Source organism: Metabacillus rhizolycopersici (assembly GCF_020075705.1).
Map to the genome: position 1 here is coordinate 58,026 of NZ_JAIQUM010000007.1, position 23,216 is coordinate 81,241.

The 23,216-nt window shown below is 37.5% G+C and carries 18 protein-coding genes and 1 pseudogene; 8 read left to right on the forward strand and 11 right to left on the reverse strand.

Annotated features, from left to right (window positions below):
* Positions 1–825: 825 nt before the first annotated feature.
* Together K9V48_RS05010 and K9V48_RS05015 are read left to right on the forward strand one after the other, a co-directional pair.
* Positions 826–1,803, forward strand: coding sequence for a carbohydrate kinase family protein (locus K9V48_RS05010; protein WP_224137438.1), 978 nt, complete (start codon positions 826–828; stop codon positions 1,801–1,803).
* Positions 1,804–1,890: 87 nt separating this feature from the next.
* Positions 1,891–2,757 carry a GRP family sugar transporter gene (locus K9V48_RS05015; protein ID WP_224137542.1) on the forward strand — a complete coding sequence of 289 codons (867 nt, stop codon included), beginning with the start codon at positions 1,891–1,893 and terminating at the stop codon, positions 2,755–2,757.
* 581 nt (positions 2,758–3,338) lie between these two features.
* Here the strand turns inward: K9V48_RS05015 and K9V48_RS05020 are convergent.
* Together K9V48_RS05020 and K9V48_RS05025 are read right to left on the reverse strand one after the other, a co-directional pair.
* Positions 3,339–4,724 carry a GntP family permease gene (locus K9V48_RS05020; RefSeq protein WP_224137439.1) on the reverse strand — a complete coding sequence of 462 codons (1,386 nt, stop codon included), beginning with the start codon at positions 4,722–4,724 and terminating at the stop codon, positions 3,339–3,341.
* 625 nt (positions 4,725–5,349) lie between these two features.
* Positions 5,350–7,020, reverse strand: coding sequence for a sigma 54-interacting transcriptional regulator (locus K9V48_RS05025; protein ID WP_224137440.1), 1,671 nt, complete (start codon positions 7,018–7,020; stop codon positions 5,350–5,352).
* Positions 7,021–7,422: 402 nt separating this feature from the next.
* On the opposite strand from K9V48_RS05025, the gene K9V48_RS05030 reads away from it, so the two are divergent.
* Entirely contained in the window at positions 7,423–8,199 is a 777-nt protein-coding gene (locus tag K9V48_RS05030) for a 3-hydroxybutyrate dehydrogenase (RefSeq protein ID WP_224137441.1), read from the forward strand.
* Between the two features lie 316 nt (positions 8,200–8,515).
* Here the strand turns inward: K9V48_RS05030 and K9V48_RS05035 are convergent, their stop codons facing one another.
* Both K9V48_RS05035 and K9V48_RS05040 read right to left on the reverse strand, forming a co-directional pair.
* A complete protein-coding gene (locus tag K9V48_RS05035) occupies positions 8,516–9,469 on the reverse strand; it encodes a D-2-hydroxyacid dehydrogenase (protein ID WP_224137442.1) in 954 nt (317 codons plus the stop codon).
* A 273-nt stretch (positions 9,470–9,742) separates the two neighbouring features.
* A complete protein-coding gene (locus K9V48_RS05040; protein WP_224137443.1) occupies positions 9,743–9,931 on the reverse strand; it encodes an SE1561 family protein in 189 nt (62 codons plus the stop codon).
* Positions 9,932–10,290: 359 nt separating this feature from the next.
* Here K9V48_RS05040 and yfkAB point away from each other — a divergent pair, with 359 nt between their 5' ends.
* The 3 genes from yfkAB (at position 10,291) to K9V48_RS05055 (ending at position 13,109) form a co-directional block, all read left to right on the forward strand.
* Entirely contained in the window at positions 10,291–11,412 is a 1,122-nt protein-coding gene (gene yfkAB, locus K9V48_RS05045) for a radical SAM/CxCxxxxC motif protein YfkAB (protein ID WP_224137444.1), read from the forward strand.
* A 191-nt stretch (positions 11,413–11,603) separates the two neighbouring features.
* Entirely contained in the window at positions 11,604–12,650 is a 1,047-nt protein-coding gene (locus K9V48_RS05050; RefSeq protein WP_224137448.1) for an NADH:flavin oxidoreductase/NADH oxidase, read from the forward strand.
* 45 nt (positions 12,651–12,695) lie between these two features.
* Positions 12,696–13,109: a MarR family winged helix-turn-helix transcriptional regulator gene (locus tag K9V48_RS05055; RefSeq protein ID WP_224137450.1), complete on the forward strand. Its 414-nt coding sequence runs from the start codon at positions 12,696–12,698 to the stop codon at positions 13,107–13,109.
* Positions 13,110–13,232: 123 nt separating this feature from the next.
* Here the strand turns inward: K9V48_RS05055 and K9V48_RS05060 are convergent, their stop codons facing one another.
* Positions 13,233–14,666, reverse strand: coding sequence for an amidohydrolase (locus K9V48_RS05060; RefSeq protein ID WP_224137451.1), 1,434 nt, complete (start codon positions 14,664–14,666; stop codon positions 13,233–13,235).
* A 173-nt stretch (positions 14,667–14,839) separates the two neighbouring features.
* A complete protein-coding gene (locus tag K9V48_RS05065; protein WP_224137453.1) occupies positions 14,840–16,075 on the reverse strand; it encodes an MFS transporter in 1,236 nt (411 codons plus the stop codon).
* 162 nt (positions 16,076–16,237) lie between these two features.
* On the opposite strand from K9V48_RS05065, the gene K9V48_RS05070 reads away from it, so the two are divergent.
* The gene (locus tag K9V48_RS05070) at positions 16,238–18,316 is read left to right on the forward strand and encodes a helix-turn-helix domain-containing protein (RefSeq protein ID WP_224137455.1); all 2,079 of its coding nucleotides are present in this window, start codon (positions 16,238–16,240) and stop codon (positions 18,314–18,316) included.
* Between the two features lie 512 nt (positions 18,317–18,828).
* Here the strand turns inward: K9V48_RS05070 and K9V48_RS05075 are convergent.
* Positions 18,829–19,194 (reverse strand): annotated as a pseudogene (locus tag K9V48_RS05075) (MFS transporter); the annotation flags it as partial.
* Between the two features lie 41 nt (positions 19,195–19,235).
* Here K9V48_RS05075 and K9V48_RS29660 point away from each other — a divergent pair.
* Positions 19,236–19,475: a helix-turn-helix domain-containing protein gene (locus K9V48_RS29660; protein WP_438803867.1), complete on the forward strand. Its 240-nt coding sequence runs from the start codon at positions 19,236–19,238 to the stop codon at positions 19,473–19,475.
* A 174-nt stretch (positions 19,476–19,649) separates the two neighbouring features.
* On the opposite strand, the gene K9V48_RS29005 is transcribed toward K9V48_RS29660, so the two are convergent.
* The 4 genes from K9V48_RS29005 to cax form a co-directional block, all read right to left on the reverse strand.
* Complete coding sequence (locus K9V48_RS29005; RefSeq protein ID WP_263432729.1) at positions 19,650–19,778, reverse strand: hypothetical protein; 129 nt, start codon at positions 19,776–19,778, stop codon at positions 19,650–19,652.
* A 100-nt stretch (positions 19,779–19,878) separates the two neighbouring features.
* Entirely contained in the window at positions 19,879–20,676 is a 798-nt protein-coding gene (locus K9V48_RS05085) for a YfkD famly protein (protein ID WP_224137457.1), read from the reverse strand.
* Between the two features lie 420 nt (positions 20,677–21,096).
* Positions 21,097–21,702 carry a YczE/YyaS/YitT family protein gene (locus K9V48_RS05090; protein WP_224137458.1) on the reverse strand — a complete coding sequence of 202 codons (606 nt, stop codon included), beginning with the start codon at positions 21,700–21,702 and terminating at the stop codon, positions 21,097–21,099.
* 438 nt (positions 21,703–22,140) lie between these two features.
* Positions 22,141–23,196: a calcium/proton exchanger gene (cax, locus tag K9V48_RS05095; RefSeq protein WP_224137460.1), complete on the reverse strand. Its 1,056-nt coding sequence runs from the start codon at positions 23,194–23,196 to the stop codon at positions 22,141–22,143.
* Positions 23,197–23,216: the final 20 nt, after the last annotated feature.

Sequence of the window (23,216 nt, forward strand, 5' to 3'; positions counted from 1 at the left end):
GTTTATTGCAGAACTTTTTAGAATCAGATGTTTAAAAAACTTCTAATTTTTTAGTTCACATAATCACGCTTATAGGCATGAAAAAAGGATCTTGAAAGATTCTTTTAGCTGCTTAAGCATTCACGGCTTACATTGAAGTATAAGAATTGTAAAATATTTGGAGGGGAAAGATAAGAAAAAATAAGGAAGTAGATAACCTGTGAAAATTCTAACAACTATGTTTTTCATTATTGGGCGAGTAGGTTTTGGATAATGCTTATTTATAATTCCAGACCTAATTCAATTATAGGAGAGTAGGATAAGTAGTTCCGCTTGTGTAGAAAATATAAAGAAAAACTGTTAATTTTCACTATCATTGCAAAAAACAACATAACAATTCACACTAAAAAGCTTGTGGGATGTCCATCCTCAAGCTTTAAATTTTCTCGTCACTACCCGTTTAATAACTCCCAATTCTAACTAAACTACATACTTTCTTCAAAACTCTCTTTTATTTTTCCTCATTAAACCAAGGCAAAAGTGGACTGCTTTTGTAACAAAAGAATAAATGATTACAAAAAACTTATTTTATTCTGTACTAGATCTAGCTTTTAAAAATATGAATGATTTTGATTGAATTTATAAAAATTAATGAATTAATGATTTTACGTGAATGATTTTGATTGAATTTGATTGAATTTGATCGATTACTATGATAAAATCTGAATCTATATGAGAAGGCTTTCACTTCGTGGAGATCCGAAATGCACAAAATCCGTAGAGATGGTTGAGAGAAATCTTCCAAAAACCTTCAAATAAAAAAGACATACCTAAGTGGGTGATTGAATGGGAAAATTATTTTGTATTGGTGAAGTGTTAATTGATATGATTCCAGGTCAAAAAGGCCTAGAGTTAAAAGATGTGGCATCGTTTACACGTGTACCAGGCGGAGCACCAGCAAACGTTGCATCTGTTGTAACATCTTACGGAGGAAATGCTGCCCTTATTACAAAGGTGGGAAAAGATGCGTTTGGTGACTTTTTAATTGATACATTAAACATTGTCGGTGTGGATACGACGATGGTTTTTCGTACTGATGAAGCAAATACAGCGCTAGCTTTTGTTTCTTTACGTGAAGACGGAGAACGTGATTTTAGTTTTTATCGCAATCCATCCGCTGATTTATTGTTAACAAAAGAAGAAATAAATGAAGATTGGTTTACAAGTGCTGATTTACTTCATTTTTGTTCAGTGGATTTAGTTGAAAGCCCGATGAAGTATGCACATGTAAAAGCAATTGAAAGTATAAAAGCAAAGGGTGGCTTAGTTAGTTTCGATCCTAATGTACGTTTGCCATTGTGGAAAAATCATGAAGCATGTCGACAAACGATTTTGGAATTTATCCCGAAAGCGCATATCGTAAAAATTTCAGATGATGAATTAACGTTTATTACAGGGATATCCAATGATCAAGAAGCACTACAGTCTTTGTTCAGAGGCGACGTTCAAGTAGTTGTGTTTACAAAAGGATCAGAAGGTGCGACGGTTTACACGAAACAAGGAAGCTATGATTCCCACGGTTATAAGGTAAACGTTGTTGATACAACAGGAGCAGGTGACGCATTCATCGGCGGTTTTTTATATCAATTGCTTCAAAATGGTGTGACTCAACAAAATTTAACTGAAATTCTTGAAGACAAGCACCTAGACATTCTTCAATTTGCAAATGCAAGTGGAGCATTAACAACGACTGGTAAAGGAGCAATTAGTTCTATACCGGCAAAAGAAGCAATTAAAAAGTTAACATCATTAGTAACAGTTTAACAGAACTTTAGCATTTCACTAGCAGAAAAACCTGAGTTCTGAACAACAATGAATACTATTACAACTGAGGAAGTAGGTTATAAAAAGATGGACATATTATTGGGGATACTTCCTTCACTAGCTTGGGGAAGCATGATTTTAGTCAGCATGAAAATGGGCGGGGGCCCTTATAGCCAAACGTTAGGAACGATTATTGGTGCATTAATTTTATCAATTGTTCACTTTTTTATCGTTCAGCCTGTTTTAACGCCGTTAATTATTATCGTAGGAATCGTTTCTGGACTATTTTGGTCTGTTGGACAAAGTAATCAATTTAAAAGCGTTCCATACCTTGGTGTATCAAAAGCGATGCCTATCTCAACAGGTATGCAGTTAGTATCAACCGCATTGTTTGGTGTTATTGTATTTAGAGAATGGACAACTTTTCAAACGATTTTACTTGGTACAATTGCAATTATTCTCATCCTTGCTGGAACCATACTTTCGTCTATTGATGGTAAACAAGGCGATGCAGTAGCTTCAGGTCAAACAAAAAAAGGGGTAATAACCCTTGCTGTTTCAAGTCTTGCTTTCTTGATGTACGTTGTTATTGCAAAGATTTTTCATGTAGATGGCTGGACCGCTTTATTTCCACAAGCGATTGGTATGTTAATTGGTGGATTAATCATTACGTATAAGCATAAACCGTTTAATAAATATACAATTAAAAATATCTTGCCTGGTTTGATCTGGGCATCAGGAAATATGTTTTTATTTATGTCTCAATCTAGACTTGGTGTAGCAACAAGTTTCTCACTATCTCAAATGGGAATTATTATTTCAATCATTGGCGGGATCGTATTTCTAGGTGAGAAGAAAACCAAACGTCAGCTTGTGTACATCGCACTAGCAAGTATTCTAATAATCTCAGGCGGTATATTTATTGGGATAACCAATGCGAAAGCTACAGGTTGATATAGGACTATAACAAACAAATAGATTACCAGATTGATATTTCCTAGGATAGTCATAATAATAGCGATAAATTCGTGAAGTTGTATTAAGATAATTATGCAAAGGCATTCGTATTTTTCGAGTGTCTTTTTTCAATAAGCTTTTGGGGTGACCATATCATTTCGAGAAAATTGTACGCTAAGGAGTTTGTAAAGGTTGCCCAAAAAACACCAATTATTGAACCTAACTTGCACCGTTAGTTAAATCTCATCCAAAGGGGCAAAGCTTCATAACTTTTTTATAAACGTCGTGACTTTATTTTAAACAGCGCATCTTTTTTACAAACATCGCGACTTTTTTTAAAATCCACAATTTAACCCAAATACTCCTGAAAAATTATTTTGAAACAAGATTTGTAAGGTGGTGACGCGAATGGAAAACTTACGGTGTGTTAAAGAGAAAGCCACCAACAACAATGGTGGCATCATTCTGAATTTGATAAATCACTTCGTGGTTAGTTTGAGGCTCACAAAATGTGGGTCACGCACTGTTAGTCTGTGTTCCTTCTCTCGGACTTTTACAGGCAATTGATCCCTTTAATACTAGATAAATAGTGAAGCTCCGAAGGCAAGAATAAAGACAGCAGCCGTTTTCAAAATCGTAATCGCAAAAATATCTTTATATGATTGGCGGTGTGTCAGCCCTGTGATTGCAAGTAGGGTGATAACTGCTCCGTTATGTGGAAGGGTATCCATTCCACCGGAAGCCATTGAGGCAATTCGGTGCAGCATCTCAGGTGTAATGCCTAGAGTTTGGGCTACCTGCAGATAATGATTCCCCATTACTTCTAATGCGATTGACAGCCCCCCCGAAGCAGAGCCGGTTATGCCAGCAAGTACGTTGACAGCAATCGCCTCAGAAACGAGCGGGTTGCTGCTGGCATTAAATACTGAATCTTGAATCACCTTAAAGCCAGGCAATGTTTTAACGACATTTCCAAATCCTACTTCAGAAGCTGTGTTGAAAATAGCCAATAATGACCCCATTGCAGCAGCGGTTAAACCACTTGCCAGTTTAACTTTCACACGTCCAACATTAAGAAGTAATGCTGCAAGAATTCCAATTGTCAGAGCACAAATCAATGCCCAAGAAGAAACAACTGTACTTGCATCAGCAATATTGAAAATTTGTGCTAAATCTGCTTGATTATACCAATTCTTAACGGTAATTCCACTACGGCTAAACAAATAGTTAAATAGAATAACTAAAACAAGCGGAACAATTGCAAGCCAAAAATTTGGGAGCGATGCATTTTCATTACTTTCTGGTTCATTCGTATGACCAGTTCCATATCCTTCGCCACTTGCAGCTGCTTGTTTACGGCGACGCTCCAGCCATAGCATTCCTCCAACAAAAACGAAGATTGCTCCGAGAATCCCGATGATTGGAGCTGCATAGGTATCCGTTCCAAAGTAATTCGTTGGAATGATATTTTGAATTTGCGGAGTACCAGGAAGTGCATCCATCGTATAGGTAAAAGCTCCAAGTGCAATTGTTCCTGGAATAAGACGCTTTGGAATATCTGCTTCTTTAAAAATAGCAGCCGCGAACGGATAAACAGCAAATGCCACCACAAACAGAGAAACCCCGCCATATGTTAAGGCTGAACAGGCTAACACAACAGCTAAGATTGCATGTTTTGAGCCTAATTTTTTCACAATCGTTTGAGCAATCGATGCCGCCGCCCCGCTCATCTCCATCACTTTCCCGAAGATAGCTCCTAATAGAAAGATTGGAAAAAACGATTTAATGTAGTTTGCAGCATTCGTCATATATGTTTCCGTATAGCTGGGCAATAACAGACCCCCAGATAAAGCAACTGCAAGCAATGTAACTAACGGCGCAATAATAATAACTGGATATCCCCGATACGCCAGAAAGATTAATAAACCAAGAGCTAAAACAATGGCCAAAATCTCAATTACCAAAAGAATTCCCCCTTTTCTTTGAAACCTTTCCCTAATCAGACTCATTACTCGTTCCGATCTACCTTCCCCAAGTTAGATCAAACGAATTTTGATGAAATGAGTTCAATCTTACCTCGCCTCAAGTAAACGTTTACAATTATAAGTTCAATATTTTCCCTATTCCCCTTCAGACAGATAAACCATTCTTATCAATTTATTATGCAAATATCGTGCCAAACATTTTTGCAAGCTTATTTAAAACGCTATTTTTTAAGAAAAGTGCAGTCGCCTTAATCAGTCCGACAAGCAAATATTCTGTGGTAAAAAAGGTCCGCTCTTTGGCTTTTATTGCCTTATGTTTTTAACCTCGAGGGGTTAGGAGCTGGACATGCTAGAAAATTTACATTTATAGAATGCTAAAAAGATAGATCTCTGTCAAATAAATAATAGAAATAGTCCTTAATCATCGCAAAAAGATACCAGGCTGTTCAGATTTCCTAACAAAATACAAAAGACCAACGAAATACTGTTCAGTTTCCCTTACAACTTATGTACAATTCGACGTTTAAGTGTACGGATATCCCGATAAATCAGAATTCTATCAGCTCTCTTAACAGAAAAAGCCCCCTTGTACAGGGGACTTTTCCTAAGATAATAAACCATATTTATTCATTTTTTCATATAGTGTTGTTCTGCTAATCCCTAGTTGTTTAGCTGTTTCGGATTTATTTCCTTTCGTTATTTCTAAGCATGCTAAAATCGTATTCCGTTCCGTCTCTTCCATCACTTCTGCTAGTGAACGTACGAAAGAGATGTCTATATGACCGACTATTTCTTCAGGTAGGTGCTCAGGCTTGATGATTTCCCCCTCGTCCACCAAATTCAGCGCACGTTCAATACAATTTTCTAACTCTCGTATATTTCCTGGCCATGAATAAAATCGTAGCAAGCGTAAGGCCTGATCATGAATACCAGCGATTTCTTTTTTCATGATTTTCTGGTATTTATCCAAAAAGTATTTTACCAGAATGATAATATCTGACTTGCGCTCCCTTAAGGAGGGAATCATCATTTCCATTACATTCAGACGGTAATATAAGTCAAGTCTAAACTCACCCTTTGAAACCATTTCCTCTAAATTGCGATTAGTTGCCGCTATCACTCTTACGTCAATTGTAATACTGCCAGAAGAGCCAACACGCTCGATTTCTTTCTCTTGTAGAACACGTAGTAATTTTACTTGCATATGCATTGGAAGTTCACCAATTTCATCAAGAAAAATCGTTCCGCCGTCAGCCGCTTCAAACTTGCCTGCCTTGCCACCTTTTTTAGCTCCAGTAAAAGAACCTTCTTCATAGCCAAAGAGCTCTGATTCCAAAAGCTCTGAAGGAATGGCAGCACAGTTTACCTTAACGAACACGCCCATCGCACGACTGCTCTCATTATGAATCGAATGGGCAAATAATTCCTTTCCTGTACCGCTTTCTCCTAAAAGCAGTACGTTAGAATCACTTTTGGACACTTTTTTTGCTTGATGTTTTACATCCACAAATGCAGGGCTATTCCCTATTAAATGATCGAATGTATAGGAGGCTTTGTTTCTTTCACGAAAATCTCCTTTGTATTTCTTTAGCTCATGCTCAAGAGATTTTACCCGTTTCGCAAGAGCCGTGAACTGGTTAACATTTTCGAACAAAACTTTTCCTACTGCTCCAGTAACTTTACCATCTTTTAGAATCGGTGTACGAGTTGCAATGATATAGTTCTCGTTAATTTTTTGCAGATCTGCTACTTCTTGTTTCCCTGTTTTTGCAACTACGTGCATACGAGTGTTTTCAATAACCTCCGTCACATGCTTTCCAATCGAGCTTTCCTGCTCAATTCCGAGAAAGTCAGCATAGGCATGACTCAGCATTTGAACATATCCTTCTGTATCAACCATAACTACGCCATCATAAGCAATTTCAATAATATCCTTAAAAAGAAGCTCCTCTTGATGATCTATATGTTGAAAATGATTTTTACGATTGTTAGATAAAAGGAGATAAAGCCCATGTTCACCATCTAATGTTCTGATGATCTCTTTCCTGATAACCCCATTATGACCATTAAATTGAATGGGTGTATTGACCTGAGGCATGAGCTTTTTCTCCATTATCATGGAAATCTCAGATTCTAGCTGAGTATCCGTCAGGAACTCTGATAATTCAAGGTTATAAAAAATGATTTCGCTTTCATTTTTCGTAACTAAAACTCCAACGGGCAATTTATTTAAAATAGATTCAAATAACTCCATAGATTGAATATTATTATTCATACCCATTCTCCTAATTTTTACATTTCAAATTTATTATAACATAGGGAAAGCTGAAAATTAGAAGGAATAGACATGAAAGCAAATAAATGAGCCTTGTCTGTGATCGACTATTTTTCTCCCTTTCAGATTTTGAAATTTTATTAGTGAGATCTGCAAGAAATGTGCCAACTGATCGTACATTCACTCCCCTTTACGAGAATGGCCTTAAGAAAAAGTCATCATTTGATAACCTATAAATGATAACCCTTTCAAAATTCCGAAAATTATGATATGATTTTTTCAACCCTTCCCTGATCGTTTCATCAAAAAAAACCTTCCCTTTTACATTTTTCCCTTATTTCATTATGAAAAGCACACGTTATGAGGCAGATAACCATTACATTTTTTTTGGAGGAATGTAATATGGTTAAAGAAAAAGTAGTAGTCATTACCGGGTCTGCAAGAGGAATCGGATTTGAGATTGGAAAGACCTTTGCTGAAAATGGCGCAAAAGTAGTCCTATCCGATCTTAATCAACAAACCGTTGAGGAGTCCGCTGAAAAATTGAGAAACAATGGCTTTGAAGTAATTGGGCTAAAAGCGGACGTAACAAAAGAAGAAGAAATCATTCACTTAATCGAACAAACAAAAAACAAGTTTGGACGCGTCGATATTTTTATCAATAATGCTGGTCTACAGCATGTTTCCCCTATTGAAGAGTTCCCAACTGAAAAGTTCGAACTGATGATCAAAATTATGTTAACAGCTCCATTTATCACAACTAAACATGTATTACCGATTATGAAAGAACAGAAATTTGGCAGAATCATTAATATCTCTTCAATTAATGGTCTAATTGGCTTTGCCAACAAAGCTGCTTATAATAGTGCAAAGCATGGTGTCATTGGATTAACAAAAGTAGCTGCTCTTGAATGTGCATCAGACGGTATCACTGTAAATGCCATTTGCCCAGGATACGCAGACACGCAATTAGTTCGAGGACAATTAGAGGACCTGGCAAGAACAAGACAAGTCCCACTGGAAAATGTCTTGGAAGAAGTACTCTACCCACTAGTCCCACAAAAACGTTTGATTGATGTACGTGAAATTGCCGAGTACGCCGTCTTCCTCGCTAGTGAAAAAGCCCGTAGCATTACAGGGCAAGCCGTCGTCATAGACGGCGGTTATACGGCCCAATAAGAAAGCGAAGAGTATATACTCATGAACTAGATGGAAGAGCCATTAATAGATAGCAAAAATAACACTCGGTGGGAATGAAAAAGCCCCCCACTGAGTGAACATTTATCAGGGCTACGAATTGAACCAATAGGTATATATTTTTTTCAAATTAACTTTACATCATCCTCCACAACCTGGACTAATGTAGCATATGAATCAGTCATTTAGAAGATTAAATAAGAAGGTGAATGCCTAAGACCTCTTTGGTGTTCGGCATCGAATTATTCGCAAAGCTCCTCATATGAAGAATTTCATTATAAGTGCTCCTTTTCTCTCTTTAATATCCACGCTCTCGATTCACCACTCCAAGCAAAGGCTGATTATCTATGTACCGCTGTAAATTATCAACGAAGAACTGGCATACACCCCTGGTGGTGCTTGGTCCTGATAAATGAGAAGTTGTATAAACATTTGGCATTGTATATAGAACATGATCCTCTGGTAAAGGTTCTGTCTCAAAAACATCAAGAATTGCGCCTTGAAGATGACCTAAGCTCATAACAGAAACTAAATCGCCTTCATTTATCAAAGCACCGCGTCCAACATTTATTAAATAAGCTCTCGGGTTCATGGCTAGAAGAATATCACGGTTAATAAGATGTTTAGTAGCATCAGTTAATGGAAGAGTTAATACCAAATAATCAAGGCCTTTAACAAATTCTATCCATTCTTCTGAAGTAAAATGACGATCCACTAATTGAGCTTGCCTGCCACTAAAACTTAATCCGTGAACATTCATATCAAACGCTCGCGCTTTTCGTACAATTTCTGCTCCGATAGATCCAAGACCCGCTACCCCAATTGTTTTACCAGCAAGCAATTCTGGAATAAACGGATCCCAACGACGTTCTACTTGCGCTTGTCTCATACGGGATACATCTTTCAAAATAAATAAGAGATAAGTAAATACATATTCTGATATATAAGTACCGAATTGATCAACAATTCGAGTGATTGTCATGTGCTCAAGATTTGAAGTGTCAGAAATCAAATCATCGACACCAGCACCAATTGACTGATACCAGAGAACTGAAGCGGCTATCGATTCATCTAAGATTTCGATAGGAAATTTCCAGCCCAAAATAATCTCCGTACCAGGAAGATTTTTCCTTGCTTCCTCAAGTGTTGCCGCTGCTTTTACCTTTTTAAATCCATGATTGCGGACACATTTAGCATAAGCTTCAGCTTGGTTCGGGCTATATACAAGTATTGTAGGTTGGTATGTTCTCATCAAATCTCTCCTTCAACAGAAGCTTATTTTCAATACTATCTTAACTTTATTTTAGACGGAACAAAGGCGCAAGCGCCTTGATCAGCCCCGACAAGCATAAGACGATCAGGAATAGAAGGTGTTTTTTACCTTCAATTCCTGATCGTCTTATGACCTCGAGGGGCTAGGCGCTGGAGCTGGATGTCGTGCACCGATCCACAGTACAAGCATTTTATAATTTCTTAAACGATAAACAAATAAAGAGCCGACACATTACATGCGGCTCGCTTCTTCTTACTCATCGTGATCTTTTTTAAATTGCTCATTCTTAAATTCAAGATCACCTAACATTTGTATTAAACGGTCGATATCTTCTACGTCTGTAGCTTCCGGATCCATTGAGTCGATTACTTCTAAAAACATATTTAATCGGTTTGTTAAATATGATAGTTGTGAATCTTTATCGTGAACAGCGTTACCCATCTTCTCTCTCCTTTCAAGTAATTTCATCGTAGCTTATACACATTCACTTGACAACTTTCTACCAAAGGCAAAATTTCTATGATTAACGGCTTTCGAAAAGTTAGGAACAGATTAAACACTTTTCTACTCTCCAATTAATGATAACCATTATGGTTCATGATAAAATGATTGTTATGCCATTTGAAATGCGGAAGCACCTTGGCCAGCCTCAGGCAAATAAGACGACCGTGAATAGAAGGTGTTCTTTACCTTCAATTCATGATTGGCGGTAAACCCTAGAGGACTAGGAGCTGAAGCTAGACACAAAGCTAATTACAAAAGCTTATACTTTGTTATCTGTAAAATAAAGGAGTATCCTCATGAATTCTACAAACACTTTAATGCCAATTACAACTTCATATGACCCGTGGGAAGCTTATTTAGATGTTGAGCAATATGGGAAAATGTCGTTAACAAATATTGAATTTACAACAACAACGCTTTGCAATATGCGATGTGAGCATTGTGCTGTTGGGTACACATTGCAGCCAAAGGATCCAAATGCTCTTCCACTTGAGCTTCTTTTAAAAAGATTAGACGAGGTACCTACGCTCCGCTCTATAAGCATTACTGGCGGTGAACCAATGCTTTCTAGAAAATCGGTTGAAGGGTATGTCGTTCCCCTTTTAAAGTATGCCCATGAACGTGGAGTACGTACACAAATTAATTCAAACTTAACACTTGATTTAGAGAGATATGAAAAAATCATTCCTTACTTAGACGTCTTACACATTTCTCATAACTGGGGAACAATCGATGAGTTCGTCGAGGTCGGTTTTGCGATGATGGATCGAAAGCCAACTTATCAACAAAGGGCCGCTCTCTTTGAAAGAATGATTGAAAATAGCCGAGCACTCGTTCAAGCGGGCGTCATCGTATCCGCTGAAACAATGCTTAATAAACGAACTCTCCCTTATATTGAAAAGATCCATAAACAAATTGTAGAAGAGATGCTTTGTCAACGTCATGAAATTCACCCAATGTATCCAAGCGATTTTGCGAGTAACTTAGAAACATTATCTTTAGCAGAAATGCGAAAATCGATTCATCATTTATTAGATTTTCGTGATGAAAATGTGTGGATGCTTTTTGGTACATTACCTTTTTATGCGTGTAGCAATAAAAAAGAAGATTTGGAGCTGATTGAACGCCTTCGTCAAAGCAAAAACGTAACTGTTCGAAATGATCCCGACGGCCGCTCACGTCTTAATGTAAATATTTTTGATGGGAATATTATTGTCACGGACTTTGGTGATACACCTGCGTTAGGCAATATTCAGCATCATACACTACAATCTGCCTACGATAAGTGGATGGAGTCATCATTAGCTAAGACGCTAAATTGCCATTGCCCAGCTGTCAATTGCCTAGGACCAAATATCCTTGTTAAAAATAGCTATTATAAGGATATGGATTTTACAAAATTAACATCGAATCTGTAAGAAGTGAATGGACTGTTCATTCATTCGTTACTGAAAAGATGTACTTTACACGGAAACACCTAAAACCCACCTGTTCACAAACTTGAATAGGTGGGTTTTAGGTGTTTCTTTTTGATTGCATCTGATTAATAATTGTTTTATCATATATAAAATGCATGCACATGCATATATTTTACAGGAGGGAAACTATCATGAAAACAATTGATTCACCTTTTAAAGTGAAAGGGTTACAACTTAAAAATCGAATTGTCATGGCACCAATGTGTCAATATTCTGTGGATAAAGAAGATGGAATGCCAAACGATTGGCATTTTGTTCACTATGTATCAAGAGCTATTGGGGGGACAGGATTAATTATCATGGAAATGACGGGTGTAACACCTGAAGGAAGAATTACGAATCAAGACTTAGGTTTATGGGATGATGCTCAAATTCCTGCCTATAAGCGTATTGTATCCGAGGTTCATAAATATGGTTCAAAAATCGGTATACAAATAGCGCATGCAGGTAGAAAAGCGGAAGATGTAATCCAGCCTGTTGGACCTTCTACTATTCAAGGTGAAGCTTTATCCGAAGAAACAAAATATGGTGGACTTAAACAACCTCGTGCTTTAACAATTGAGGAAATCCAACAAACGATTGAGCAGTTTAAGAATGCAGCCAGAAGAGCAGTCGAAGCAGGCTTTGATACAATCGAACTTCATGGAGCGCATGGTTACCTCCTACATCAGTTTATGTCTCCTAGTATTAATAATAGAAACGATCAATATGGTGAAGATTTATCAAAATTTGGTGTAGAAGTCATTCGCTCAGTAAAATCTGTCATGCCAGAGGATATGCCATTAATTATGCGAATTTCTGCGATTGAATATATAGACGGCGGATATGGATTAGAACATTCACTTCGTATAGCTGAAAAGTACAAAGCAGCTGGCGTAGATATGTTCCATGTTTCATCGGGGGGAGAAGGCACACCAGGCACCTTAAAACCTGGTAATTATCCTGGTTATCAAGTCCCTTTTGCCCGAGTCTTCAAAGAGAAATTTGGAATCCCTGTTATAGCTGTTGGCATGTTAGATAATCCGCAAGTAGCGGAGGCAACCTTATCAAATAATGATGCCGATCTAATTGCGGTTGCTAGAGGAATGTTAAATGATCCATATTGGAGTTTACATGCAATTAAAGAAGTTACACGGAATGTAAACCCGCCATCACAATATAGCAGAGGAATTCGATAACAAGGAATGATATAATTGGGATAGTATTTTTGAAAGGTGATGGCTATGAATCAACCTGAACAATTAATCCATACTTGGTTAAACTTTTCAAAATTCCATAATAGAATTACGCAATCATTAGATTATTTACTTCACCAAAAATACCATTTAGGCTTGAATGAGTTTTATTTAATGATGTTTCTGAATGAAAATAGTGAAAAGAAACTCCGACTATCGCAACTTCAGAATATGGTCGGTCTTAGCCAAAGTGCTTTATCCCGCTTAGTTTCAAGACTTGAGCAACATCACCTTAACCCAGTGGAACGAGCTAGTTATGTTGAGGATAAACGTAGTGTTTATGCTGTACTGACTCCCAGTGGCCAACAACATATAAGTGATATATTGAGTGAGGTAAATATTATCTTACAACAGTCTCTCTCAGAAAAGGATATTATCAACCTAAGATTATTTGCTGAATAAAAGGAAAACTGGTTGGAGTTATTCACCAACCAGTTTCTTTACTAATATTCATTTCTTAATTTTTCAGTTAACGATCACCATTTTTTGTCCGACACCTTTTGTTCACTGTACATAATGAGTGTTTCAGATTGCCGAAATAGGAATAGCTTCTCCTTTTGGTACAGGTGGTTTAACGTTAGCTGGAATACCTGGTTTGTAACTTATTCCTTTTGTACTTTCTTTGAATTCAGCCTTTGCTTTTTCAAGAATACCATCTTGATCCAGCAGCAATTCGTAAGCAGATAATGCCATTATTTTTGCTGAATAGTGCATTCCCTTCAGACCGATTGATGAACCAAATGACGCCGTAGCCTGCCAAGTGTGGAATTGAACACCGAGTGGTGCGCAGGTGGTCATAATTTGCCCCATTGGAACAATCCAAGATACATCTCCTACATCCGATGATCCCCCAATGGATAAACCGAAATGACTCATGTTGTGGTAAAAGGCTGTATCAAGCATTTTGCTTGCATTCGCACTCATGAGATGATTTTTAGCATCTGCCAATACAGATGGATCAACTGTTTGGAGAAGTTCTTCAGCAAATTTCTCTTCCTCTTGGGTAAAAGTAAATGGTCCTGCAGCTTCCTCTTGCCTATACATAAGCTCATTCAACGTTTCGTTTGGCAATGTTTCATAGCATCCAGCTTTGATTTCCCAGCGTACTGAGGTCTCTGTCATCATAGCTGCCCCCTGAGCAACTTTTATTAACCTTTCCTCTAATTCCTCCACCTGCTTACGGTCTGCCCCACGTAAGAAATAATAAACACTAGCCTTATCTGGTACGACATTGGGTGCCATTCCCCCGTTTGTAATCTGATAGTGAATGCGGGTACCATCTACAACATGCTCCCGTAAATAGTTAGCACCGACATTCATTAACTCAACGGCGTCTAGTGCACTGCGTCCAAGATGTGGAGCAGCACCGGCGTGGGAAGTTCTTCCAGAGAAATAAAATTCGATTGCAGTTAATGCCTGCATACGGAAATTAGCTGTCGTATTGACCGTTCCAGGGTGCCATGTAAGGGCGCAATCTAAATCATCAAATATACCAGCCCTTGCCATAAACGTTTTTCCGGAGAGAAGTTCTTCAGCAGGGCACCCATAGTATCGAATGGTTCCTGGTAGCATTTCCGCTTCCATTCTTTCCTTAAGAGCAATCACAGCATTTACCCCAGCTGTTCCGAGCAAATTGTGACCACATCCATGTCCTGGGCCATTTGCAACGATTGGGTTATAATTTGGAGTGATATCTTGGGATAATCCTGGTAGAGCATCAAATTCACCAAGAATCCCTATGACTGGTTTTCCTTTGCCGTATTGTGCAACAAAAGCTGTTGGCACATCACCAATCCCAGAAGTAACCTCAAACCCAGCTTCTTCTAAAGTCTTACTTTGCAAGGTAGATGCAAACGTTTCATTATAACCTAATTCAGGATTCTCCCAAATTTGTTTGGCCAAGTCTGTAAATTTAGCTTCATTCTCATCCATCCATTTAGTAATGTTCGATTTCCCCATTTCTCCTCACCCTTTTCTTTAATGATTGACTCTGTGAAAGTTTAATGTTGAAAATAATCTATCAGTATTCATGCATATCGGTTTTATTTAAATGAATAACGCAATGGCTACTATTTGATCAACACGAATGTTTAAAACAGCCTACTGATTCATTCAATCCTGCGGTCAATCACTCAATTTGCTTTTTCTACGGCAGAATAATCTGTTGCTGTTTGGCTCTTTTTAGCTATTGGTAAGAAACAAGCAACAACTGCAGCGACTAGGCAGCATACCGCTAAGAAAATGAACGCAGCTTGGTAAGAACCTGTCGAAGCGATAAGGGCACCCATGATCATTGGCGAAAAAATACCTGCAGCTTGTCCTCCAAAATTGATAATGCCAAATGCAGTACCTACTACCTTCTGTTCCATAACCCGATGTGGGACTGTAAAGACAAAGCTCATGACAAATGACATAAAAGTAAAAGCAATGCTCTGATACATAATGACCTGGAAAACACTGGATGAAAGTGACATTAAATAAAGAGAAGCCCCTGTAATAATAATTCCAGTTATTACTCCATATTTTGCCTTCGAACCAACCTTATTAATGATTCTTCCACTAATAATCATCCCTATTGTTAGAAACAAGGTAGGAATCGCACTGAATAACCCAACTGATTTAAGATCGATTCCAAGCCCTTGCATTAAGTATGAAGGCATCCAGGACATAAGACCCCAATTTGTAACATTAACAAAAAAGAAGATTAATAGAACTTTCCATAAATAAGAATTGCGGAGCAGCTGTGTATATTCTTTTCTACTAGGCTTAACTGCTCCCCCAGAATTAGAGTAATTCCCTGCTTGTCTAGTAGATAGAAGGAACCAGACCACAAAAACAACACCTAATAGGCCGACCATAAAAAACACGTTCCGCCAACCAAATGCGACTAATAATGGGGCACAAAGAATCGGTGCAAGAGCAGCACCAAATGCATTTGAAGACATCATTGTGGATTGAGCTTTCGTCCTTTTATCAGCGGGAAAATAATCAGATATTGCTTTCGTACTTGCTGCAGGATATCCCCCTTCACCAATTCCAAAAAGAAACCGAATGAGAAGTAACGAAGTAAGAGACCAGGCAAGTCCAGACATTGCAGTAAATATCGACCAGGCCACAACAGCTGCCACGATGACTTTTCGTGATCCAAAACGGTCTGCAAGCCATCCACCTGGAATCTGCATTAATGCATACCCCATAAAGAAGGCACTTAGTACAATCCCTAATTTTGACGCATCAAGTGTTAAATCTTCTCCAATCTGTACAATTGCAAGACTGATAACAGTTCTGTCAATGTACGATATAATCCATCCAAAATAGAGAACCAGTAAAATCATTTTGCTGTTCGATTTGTTAGCGCTTTCATTCATTATAAAACCTCCCTTTGCAAAATGTGTGTAAATTAACTATAAAGAAACAAGCCATTAATGTCATTGTATAAATTCACATAATTTTCTGAATATCATTGTAAATTTCTACAATGTATAGGATGATAAATGAAGAATTGTACAATTAGTTAAGGGGTGAATTGTATGGAACAGAATGAGATGACAATGCGCGGATTCGATAGTGCTTTGACATACTATGTTTGGATGTTGTCTGGCACAGAAGAGTGGGTCCACTTATGTAACGCCCCACTTACCGATCATGAGCAAACCCTTTTTTTAAATGAAGATTTATGGCCGTATTCATCCGATATAGAAAGTCAGAACTATTCTACTTGCTACAATTCTCAGCTGGGCAGCCAATTGTTTGAGTTTGCAATGGAAGTTCCTAAATCAACTTTAATCCGCGCTTGTATACATTCCGGCAGAGCGCTATCTGAATTTGAGTGCGATTATTTTGTGCTGAAGGTCCGTAATTTGCTGCTTCAACAAACATTAGAGCAATATTGGCAAGAGAATGATGCATGGCTAGAGGGTTTGCATTCGCTCACCTCAATGCTTAAGTTGGATGAACTGTTAAACAACATTATGCACAACGTATTGATTGCGATTCCAGCAGTTGATCGTGGCTTTCTAATGCTTTATGACACTGAGACACAGAAGCTTACTCCAAAAGCAAATGTTGGATTTGGCCCGTCTATTTATGATTTCAAGACTAGCTTAGGTGAGGGTATCGGAGGGAAGGTATATCAGGGTGGAATCGGCGGTATCTTCAATACTGAACAAGGATTGACAGCGATGTCTAATGTTCAGGAAAACAATCTGAAAAATATAATGTCTGCAATGGGAGTTACGGATAAATTCCCCAATTTACTAGCAATGGCTGTTCCTGTAACAATGAACAAGGAAAAGATTGGTGTGATGATTGTCCATCAGATTACGAAAAAACGAAAGCTGACTCATACAGATTTACGCCAGCTGCAAGGTTTTGCTGATCAGGCAGCGATTGCTATTACTAACGCAAGACTTTTCTCAGAACTAAGGGAAACAAATGAATATTTAGTTAGACGAAACCATATTCATGAAGCTTTTACAAAACTGTCTTTAAAAGATTCTGATTTGATCATGATTGCGAAAACCGTTGAACGGATGATTAACCTCCCTGTTTCTCTTTTTGATGTAACTAAAAATGAATGGTATCCACATTACGCCCCGCTTTCAAAGAAGCTAAAAAATTCAGATTTATTAAATGGGTGGGAAGATTCTCTAAATACATTAACAGTTACGATTAATGAAATTCCTGTTCATTTGTATCCGATTGTAAATGAGGGGATTCCAATTGGTTTTTTTGTTGTGGAGCTTAAGCGATTACTATCTCCTATTGACACCGTAGTGTTAGAGCAGGGTAGTGCTTTGGTTGCACTAAAAATGGTCAATACCTATTCCATGACGGATATGTACTATAAACAATGTTATGAATTTTTTAATGAACTTCTCCAATATAAGGAGCCGAATCTGCTTGTTTCTAAATTAAAAGATTTTGGTCTTTCTCCAGACAAACCACTCTTTGTCACAGTCATGCAACTAAGTGGGAAGGCGCAAGTCAGCAAGAAGCTCGAAAGATACCAGAGAAAGCTAATTGCCGCTCTACATAGTGAACTAAAATCTTTTCAGTATCTTCTATTTGGTTTTCAGGATAAAGTGACAATCATCATAAATGTCTCTTCTGAGTCCCAACAAGAAGTTGCAATCAAAAAACTGGAGAAGGTGGTAAATTCATGGGAAAATAAAGGTGCACCAGTCCTTATGGGAGGTATAGGGATGTTTTACCAAGGTCTTGAATATGTTGCGAAGAGTTTTGAAGAAGCGAATAAATCATTAGCCTATATCTCAAATCGTGAAACTCCTGGCATTATCAGTTATGAAAGTATTGGCATTAACCGATTGTTTATAAATCAGCAAGTTGAGGATATTAAACAATTTATTCAGGAGGTGTTCGCACCACTCCATTCTCCTAAGGCCAAGTCAAGTGATCTGGAGTTGACACTGAGAACATACATTGCAGCTAATCAATCTATATCCGAAACAGCAGAACGCCTGCATATTCATCAAAATACACTCTACTATCGAATAAGAAAAATTGAGGAAATACTTGCAGTCAATCTAAACGATTCTAGTGATCGGCTTAAATTGCTCCTAGCTTGTCATCTTAGTGATTTGTACTGAAATTTTCATCCTAATACAATAGTAAATGAAGGATTAGGATGGGAAGGGTAAATTTAAAAATAAAAAAAAGGAGGATTAAGTAACGACTTTAAATAAACAGAAAAAAGGCTTAATGCAGCTCATGTTCATTTAACATTGAAAGAAGCTGTCCGACAAGTCCCTATGAAATTACTAAAAACGCCAAACCTAGACGTATCAATGTTTTGGCGTTTTTTCGTTTTTTTATCGTTTATGCATGAGTTTATACATAAAAAAGGGAGATTTCTTAAAAAAAGGATGCTTGAGAATCGCTCTACAACGAAATGAAAAACTATAAAACCTTTTCATTCTCTTTCAATTCAAAATTCAGAAGATCCTAATCTTCAGTAATCATTCCCTCCGAGGAAGAACGCTTAGAATTAAGTAGTTCGTATTCATTACCTTTTGTAACTTCACAGTATCATGCGGAATTGATAATCCTCTTTCCTGAATAGCTCTCCCCGTTATTTTCTATTTTTATAACGCTTACATTATTATGCACGCTTGTTTTCTGGATAGGACGATGTAACAGGCTTTCTCCCATAATTGCGGAATTGATGCTCCAGCTGTTCAAGTGTAAGCCCTTTTGTTTCCGGCAGGAATTTAGCTACGAATGTGATGGCTAAAACACCTAGTACGACGAAAATATAAAATGCTCCTGATAAACCGAGGCTTTCTAAAAAGACTGGGAATAGGCATCCAACGAAGAAATTCGCTACCCATAAACATAAAACTGTTACTCCCATACCGATACCGCGTATTTGCAGTGGGAACATTTCAGACAGCATCAGCCAGGTTACCGGCGAAATCGCAGCCTGCTGGAAGGCAAGGAACGTAACCGTTAAAGAAAGAACAATATATAGAGAATATAAGCTTGCAAGATATTGCTGACGAGTTGAATATGAGCCAGTATTATATATCCCACGCGTTTAAGCGCACGACTGGGTACTCGCCGATGCAGTACGTGATTCGGCGACGGATTGGAGAGGCACAGTCATATCTTTTTTCGACGGATAAGACCGTAACAGAGATTGCCTATATTGTTGGTTACAACAGTGCAAGCAACTTTAATAATGCGTTTAAGGAAATGGTCAACATGTCGCCGCAGAGGTACAGAGAATTTTCGAGGCATCAACCATAAAAGGGCAAAATAGAGTGTATATAAAATGCTTGAAAAATAAAACGATGATTAAACAGTGAGAATTAGATTAAAAGTCTGATTTTCACTATTTTTTTTGAGAGTTATAACTGCTTTGTTTGTAAAAGCAAGAATTGAAAATACAGAATAGTGATATGCGGATAAAATTTACCCCTTTTATTCCGGATTTCCGCTATTAAGCAGTTCTATATAAGTAATTAAATTATTTTTTGTCCGCAAAATATGATATTCCACTGCTGCTCTAACCTCAGCAGAATCTCCCCGTAAAACTGCTTCATAAATCATTCTGTGCTCCCTATGTATTAATCACTAAAATTCGAATAGAGCCATTTTTAACGTTAAAAAGACCAATACGCATCACCCACGTATTGATCTTAACACTCGCTTATCTAGGCTGATTTGATGTAACAAAGCCAAATGATGCATGGTCTTGCAACGGGATCCAAGCGCCTATTCCTTGTGACGTAATATTTTTGACTACTATGCTTTTCTTATTACCTTTCAAAACTAAATATACTTCACCATAGGTTACTTTTCCTTTTTCATTAACAGCAGGGGCATAAGCGTATAAATAGCCTAGCTTTTTGGGAGGAATATTGTATACTTGATCCTTTTTCGTTCCTGCACCAATAATTGTATCAAAGGAAAGAGGTAGGTTTGTTTTCTGCATAGCCTTTAAGAGCATCATTTTCTTTACATGCTCTGACTCAGGTACTTTTGCAGTTAACCCACCTTTTACCGATTTTTGTGCTTCCTGCTTATAATGAACTTGGACAGGCGCTTTTCCACCCCGATTATCCTGATAGTTCGTATTGATTTTTTGATATTCCCAATTTGTAGCGGTTTCAGTCGATTCGTAGTTAAGCGCCCAATCTCCTAAATAAATCGTTGCGCGATAACCAAATGCGAGGGGCGCATCTGAGATTGTTGATTCATTTAAAATCCGAATCAAATCTGGGTTCTCAATGGGAACATCTGAAGAAGCAATCAAGCTTTTCGTTAGTTCACTTGGTTGGAGATATGGCAAGTCCTGAGTTGGATTTGGATAAGTATTCTCCTTCGATATCTCCATCACTGAGCTAGGAATTTTGGGCTTTTGCTGTTGTTTTCCTTCTGCTAGTACAGAACTTGAAAAACTAAATGATAAAAGCAATACAAGAGAAATGAGCAACCTTATTTTCATTATTTCTACTCCTTCCAAAAATGCATATCATTAGTGTTTTCAAGTATAAATTTGTTTATACTATCAGATTCTTAAAGATGATGAAATGAGGAAAACAAGGCCAGTCTAGGTGTAAAATAGAATAACCAAAATCCCCTCTACGATTTATCTTTTGGCTGTTTTAGTAAACTTTGTTGTGTTTAAACTTACTTGATTTCTAATTCAACTTTTCGAAATGATGTATCGTCCATAATCATGATTTATTGTCTGAACTTGAGATTTTTTGTCCAAGCTCAAGATTTTATTGTCTGGTTTTGAATTTTATTGTCCGAAATAACCAAGATATCGACTAACCTTCAATTTTCGACATATTTTTAGACCCGCTCTGTAACTGCTGTTAATCTTTTTATGTTTAAAAACAACAATCTTTTAGAAAAGAGCCTATCTTTTAATTAAACTCTCATATCCTTTGGCAATTGGAGTATTCATCCACTGAATAATAGGGCCAATGAGAAACGTGATTAAAATCGTTCCTATTCCAATTGGTCCTTGCATAATCAATGCTAAGATTAATGCACTGATCTCTCCAATCGTTTTTGCCACCATGAAATTTAGACGAAACCTCTTATTTAATGCGAGCATGAACTGATCAATGGGATTCGCAGGGAATTTTGTTTGCAAATACATGGCTACACCGATCGAAATCAATACAATTCCACTTAGTAGTGAAATCACTTGATGAAAAAACTGTTCAAATACAACATTTTTCATAACCACTGTTAGCCAAAAATCAACCGAAAAACCAATGAGCAGAATTGTAACTAACGCAAGAAAATTAGGCTTTCCATTCACGATAATTGCATTTAAAAACATCATTATAATTCCGATAATAATAACCCAACTACCAACTGTTAACCCAAAGGCATGTGATAGTCCTACGTTTAACGCATCCCATGCTCCTGCGCCAAGATTAGCTTTAATCGTTAATGTAGCACCTAACCCCAAAAAAAATAGACCAATCAAGTAAAATAATATTCTTATTTTCATCATTACGTTCCTTTCTCACAAATGCTATACAATATGCGGACAGTCTTACTTTAAGACATTTATTAAAATAAATAAACAAATTTTTTATTTATTTACAATTTTTTTAAAATTGTGTAATATAATTGTATACGCTTCCAACCGATGTAAGTTGCCAGCATTTTTGGAAGCGTTATCATAACTCTAGTTATCTGTTTCGTCCTACACAAACTTAAAACTCTGTGCATCTTGCACAGAGTCTCTTTTTGTAGAATGAGGAAAAGGAACAGTTCCCCCAAACTAGTTCATTCTTTCTAAATCGGTTTTTAAAAAGATACGTTTCGGTCAGATAACTGGTGGTGTACTTGTTTTTTTCTCCCCTTATTGAAATAGGATATTTACAAGGATACCTAATCTCCCTTTCATTTTGGGTAGTAGCAGCTAAGTATATTGAACGATATCCTATAATAGATAAAACCCAATCCCCATGATTATATATGCTGCGAGTAATGTCGCTCCTTCAAACCAGTTTGTATCTCCATCATTTGTGATCGAAATCGTCAAAAGTACAGCTGTCACCATAGAGATTAACTCTGGCAGGGTAAAGACGAGCGGCATTTTCACTGTGAAAAACAATGAAATTAACACTAATAAAGGTGCCACAAACATTGCGACTTGCAATGTTGAACCGATCGCAATTTCTACGGCGATATTCATTTTGTTTTTATACGCCATAATGATTGCTGAAGCATGTTCGGCAGCATTCCCTACAATCGCAACGATGATAACCCCGATAAATAGCTCTGACCATCCAAACTGTTCACCAACCGTGTGAAAAGTATGAACAAGATTTTCTGACACATATGCGACAGCAATTGTTGAAAGCAATAAGATAATGATTGCTTTCTTCTTAGACCACTCCGGCTCCTCATGCTCTTCAACTACATCCGAATGATGCTGATATGCACCACGATGTGTGACAAGCTTGAACAACAGCGCTGCTAAATACAAAACAATTAAAATAACGGAAACCCCTATACTAAGTGACAGTGTCTTTGTTTCGTTCATATTGAACGCAAACACTTCTGGAATGACAAAAGCAACAATAACAGCAAACATTAATAGTCCAGAGTTATGACGCGCATCGTAAACATTAAACTCCTGACGTTTAAATTTTAAACCTCCCACAAAGAAGCTTAATCCAGCTACAAGGAGAAGGTTGCCTAGTACGGAACCAGTTAAAGATGCTAATACAACCCCGACTAGCCCTTCCTTTAAAGCAAAGATAGAGATAATTAACTCTACTGCATTTCCAAATGTTGCATTTAATAACCCACCAATTCGAGGACCAGCTACAATTGCTAAGCTCTCTGTTGCTCTTCCCATGAAACCGGCAAGTGCAATAATTGTCAGACAATAGACAGCAAACATGATGACTGACGGCCAATGTAAAACACTACCTATTACAGAAAGTGGAATACCAATAATGACGAAAATAGTAAATATCCGATTTACCAATACATTCACCTATCCTCACG

Excerpts from the sequence above, each read along its gene's own strand:
- K9V48_RS05010 (WP_224137438.1), top strand. The coding sequence starts at position 826 with ATGGGAAAATTATTTTGTATTGGTGAAGTGTTAATTGATATGATTCCA.
- K9V48_RS05015 (WP_224137542.1), top strand. The coding sequence starts at position 1,891 with ATGGACATATTATTGGGGATACTTCCTTCACTAGCTTGGGGAAGCATG.
- K9V48_RS05025 (WP_224137440.1), bottom strand. The coding sequence starts at position 7,020 with ATGAATAATAATATTCAATCTATGGAGTTATTTGAATCTATTTTAAAT.
- K9V48_RS05030 (WP_224137441.1), top strand. The coding sequence starts at position 7,423 with ATGGTTAAAGAAAAAGTAGTAGTCATTACCGGGTCTGCAAGAGGAATC.
- K9V48_RS05035 (WP_224137442.1), bottom strand. The coding sequence starts at position 9,469 with ATGAGAACATACCAACCTACAATACTTGTATATAGCCCGAACCAAGCT.
- K9V48_RS05040 (WP_224137443.1), bottom strand. The coding sequence starts at position 9,931 with ATGGGTAACGCTGTTCACGATAAAGATTCACAACTATCATATTTAACA.
- yfkAB (WP_224137444.1), top strand. The coding sequence starts at position 10,291 with ATGAATTCTACAAACACTTTAATGCCAATTACAACTTCATATGACCCG.
- K9V48_RS05050 (WP_224137448.1), top strand. The coding sequence starts at position 11,604 with ATGAAAACAATTGATTCACCTTTTAAAGTGAAAGGGTTACAACTTAAA.
- K9V48_RS05055 (WP_224137450.1), top strand. The coding sequence starts at position 12,696 with ATGAATCAACCTGAACAATTAATCCATACTTGGTTAAACTTTTCAAAA.
- K9V48_RS05060 (WP_224137451.1), bottom strand. The coding sequence starts at position 14,666 with ATGGGGAAATCGAACATTACTAAATGGATGGATGAGAATGAAGCTAAA.
- K9V48_RS05065 (WP_224137453.1), bottom strand. The coding sequence starts at position 16,075 with ATGAATGAAAGCGCTAACAAATCGAACAGCAAAATGATTTTACTGGTT.
- K9V48_RS05070 (WP_224137455.1), top strand. The coding sequence starts at position 16,238 with ATGGAACAGAATGAGATGACAATGCGCGGATTCGATAGTGCTTTGACA.
- K9V48_RS29660 (WP_438803867.1), top strand. The coding sequence starts at position 19,236 with ATGAGCCAGTATTATATATCCCACGCGTTTAAGCGCACGACTGGGTAC.
- K9V48_RS29005 (WP_263432729.1), bottom strand. The coding sequence starts at position 19,778 with ATGATTTATGAAGCAGTTTTACGGGGAGATTCTGCTGAGGTTAGAGCA.
- K9V48_RS05085 (WP_224137457.1), bottom strand. The coding sequence starts at position 20,676 with ATGAAAATAAGGTTGCTCATTTCTCTTGTATTGCTTTTATCATTTAGT.
- K9V48_RS05090 (WP_224137458.1), bottom strand. The coding sequence starts at position 21,702 with ATGAAAATAAGAATATTATTTTACTTGATTGGTCTATTTTTTTTGGGG.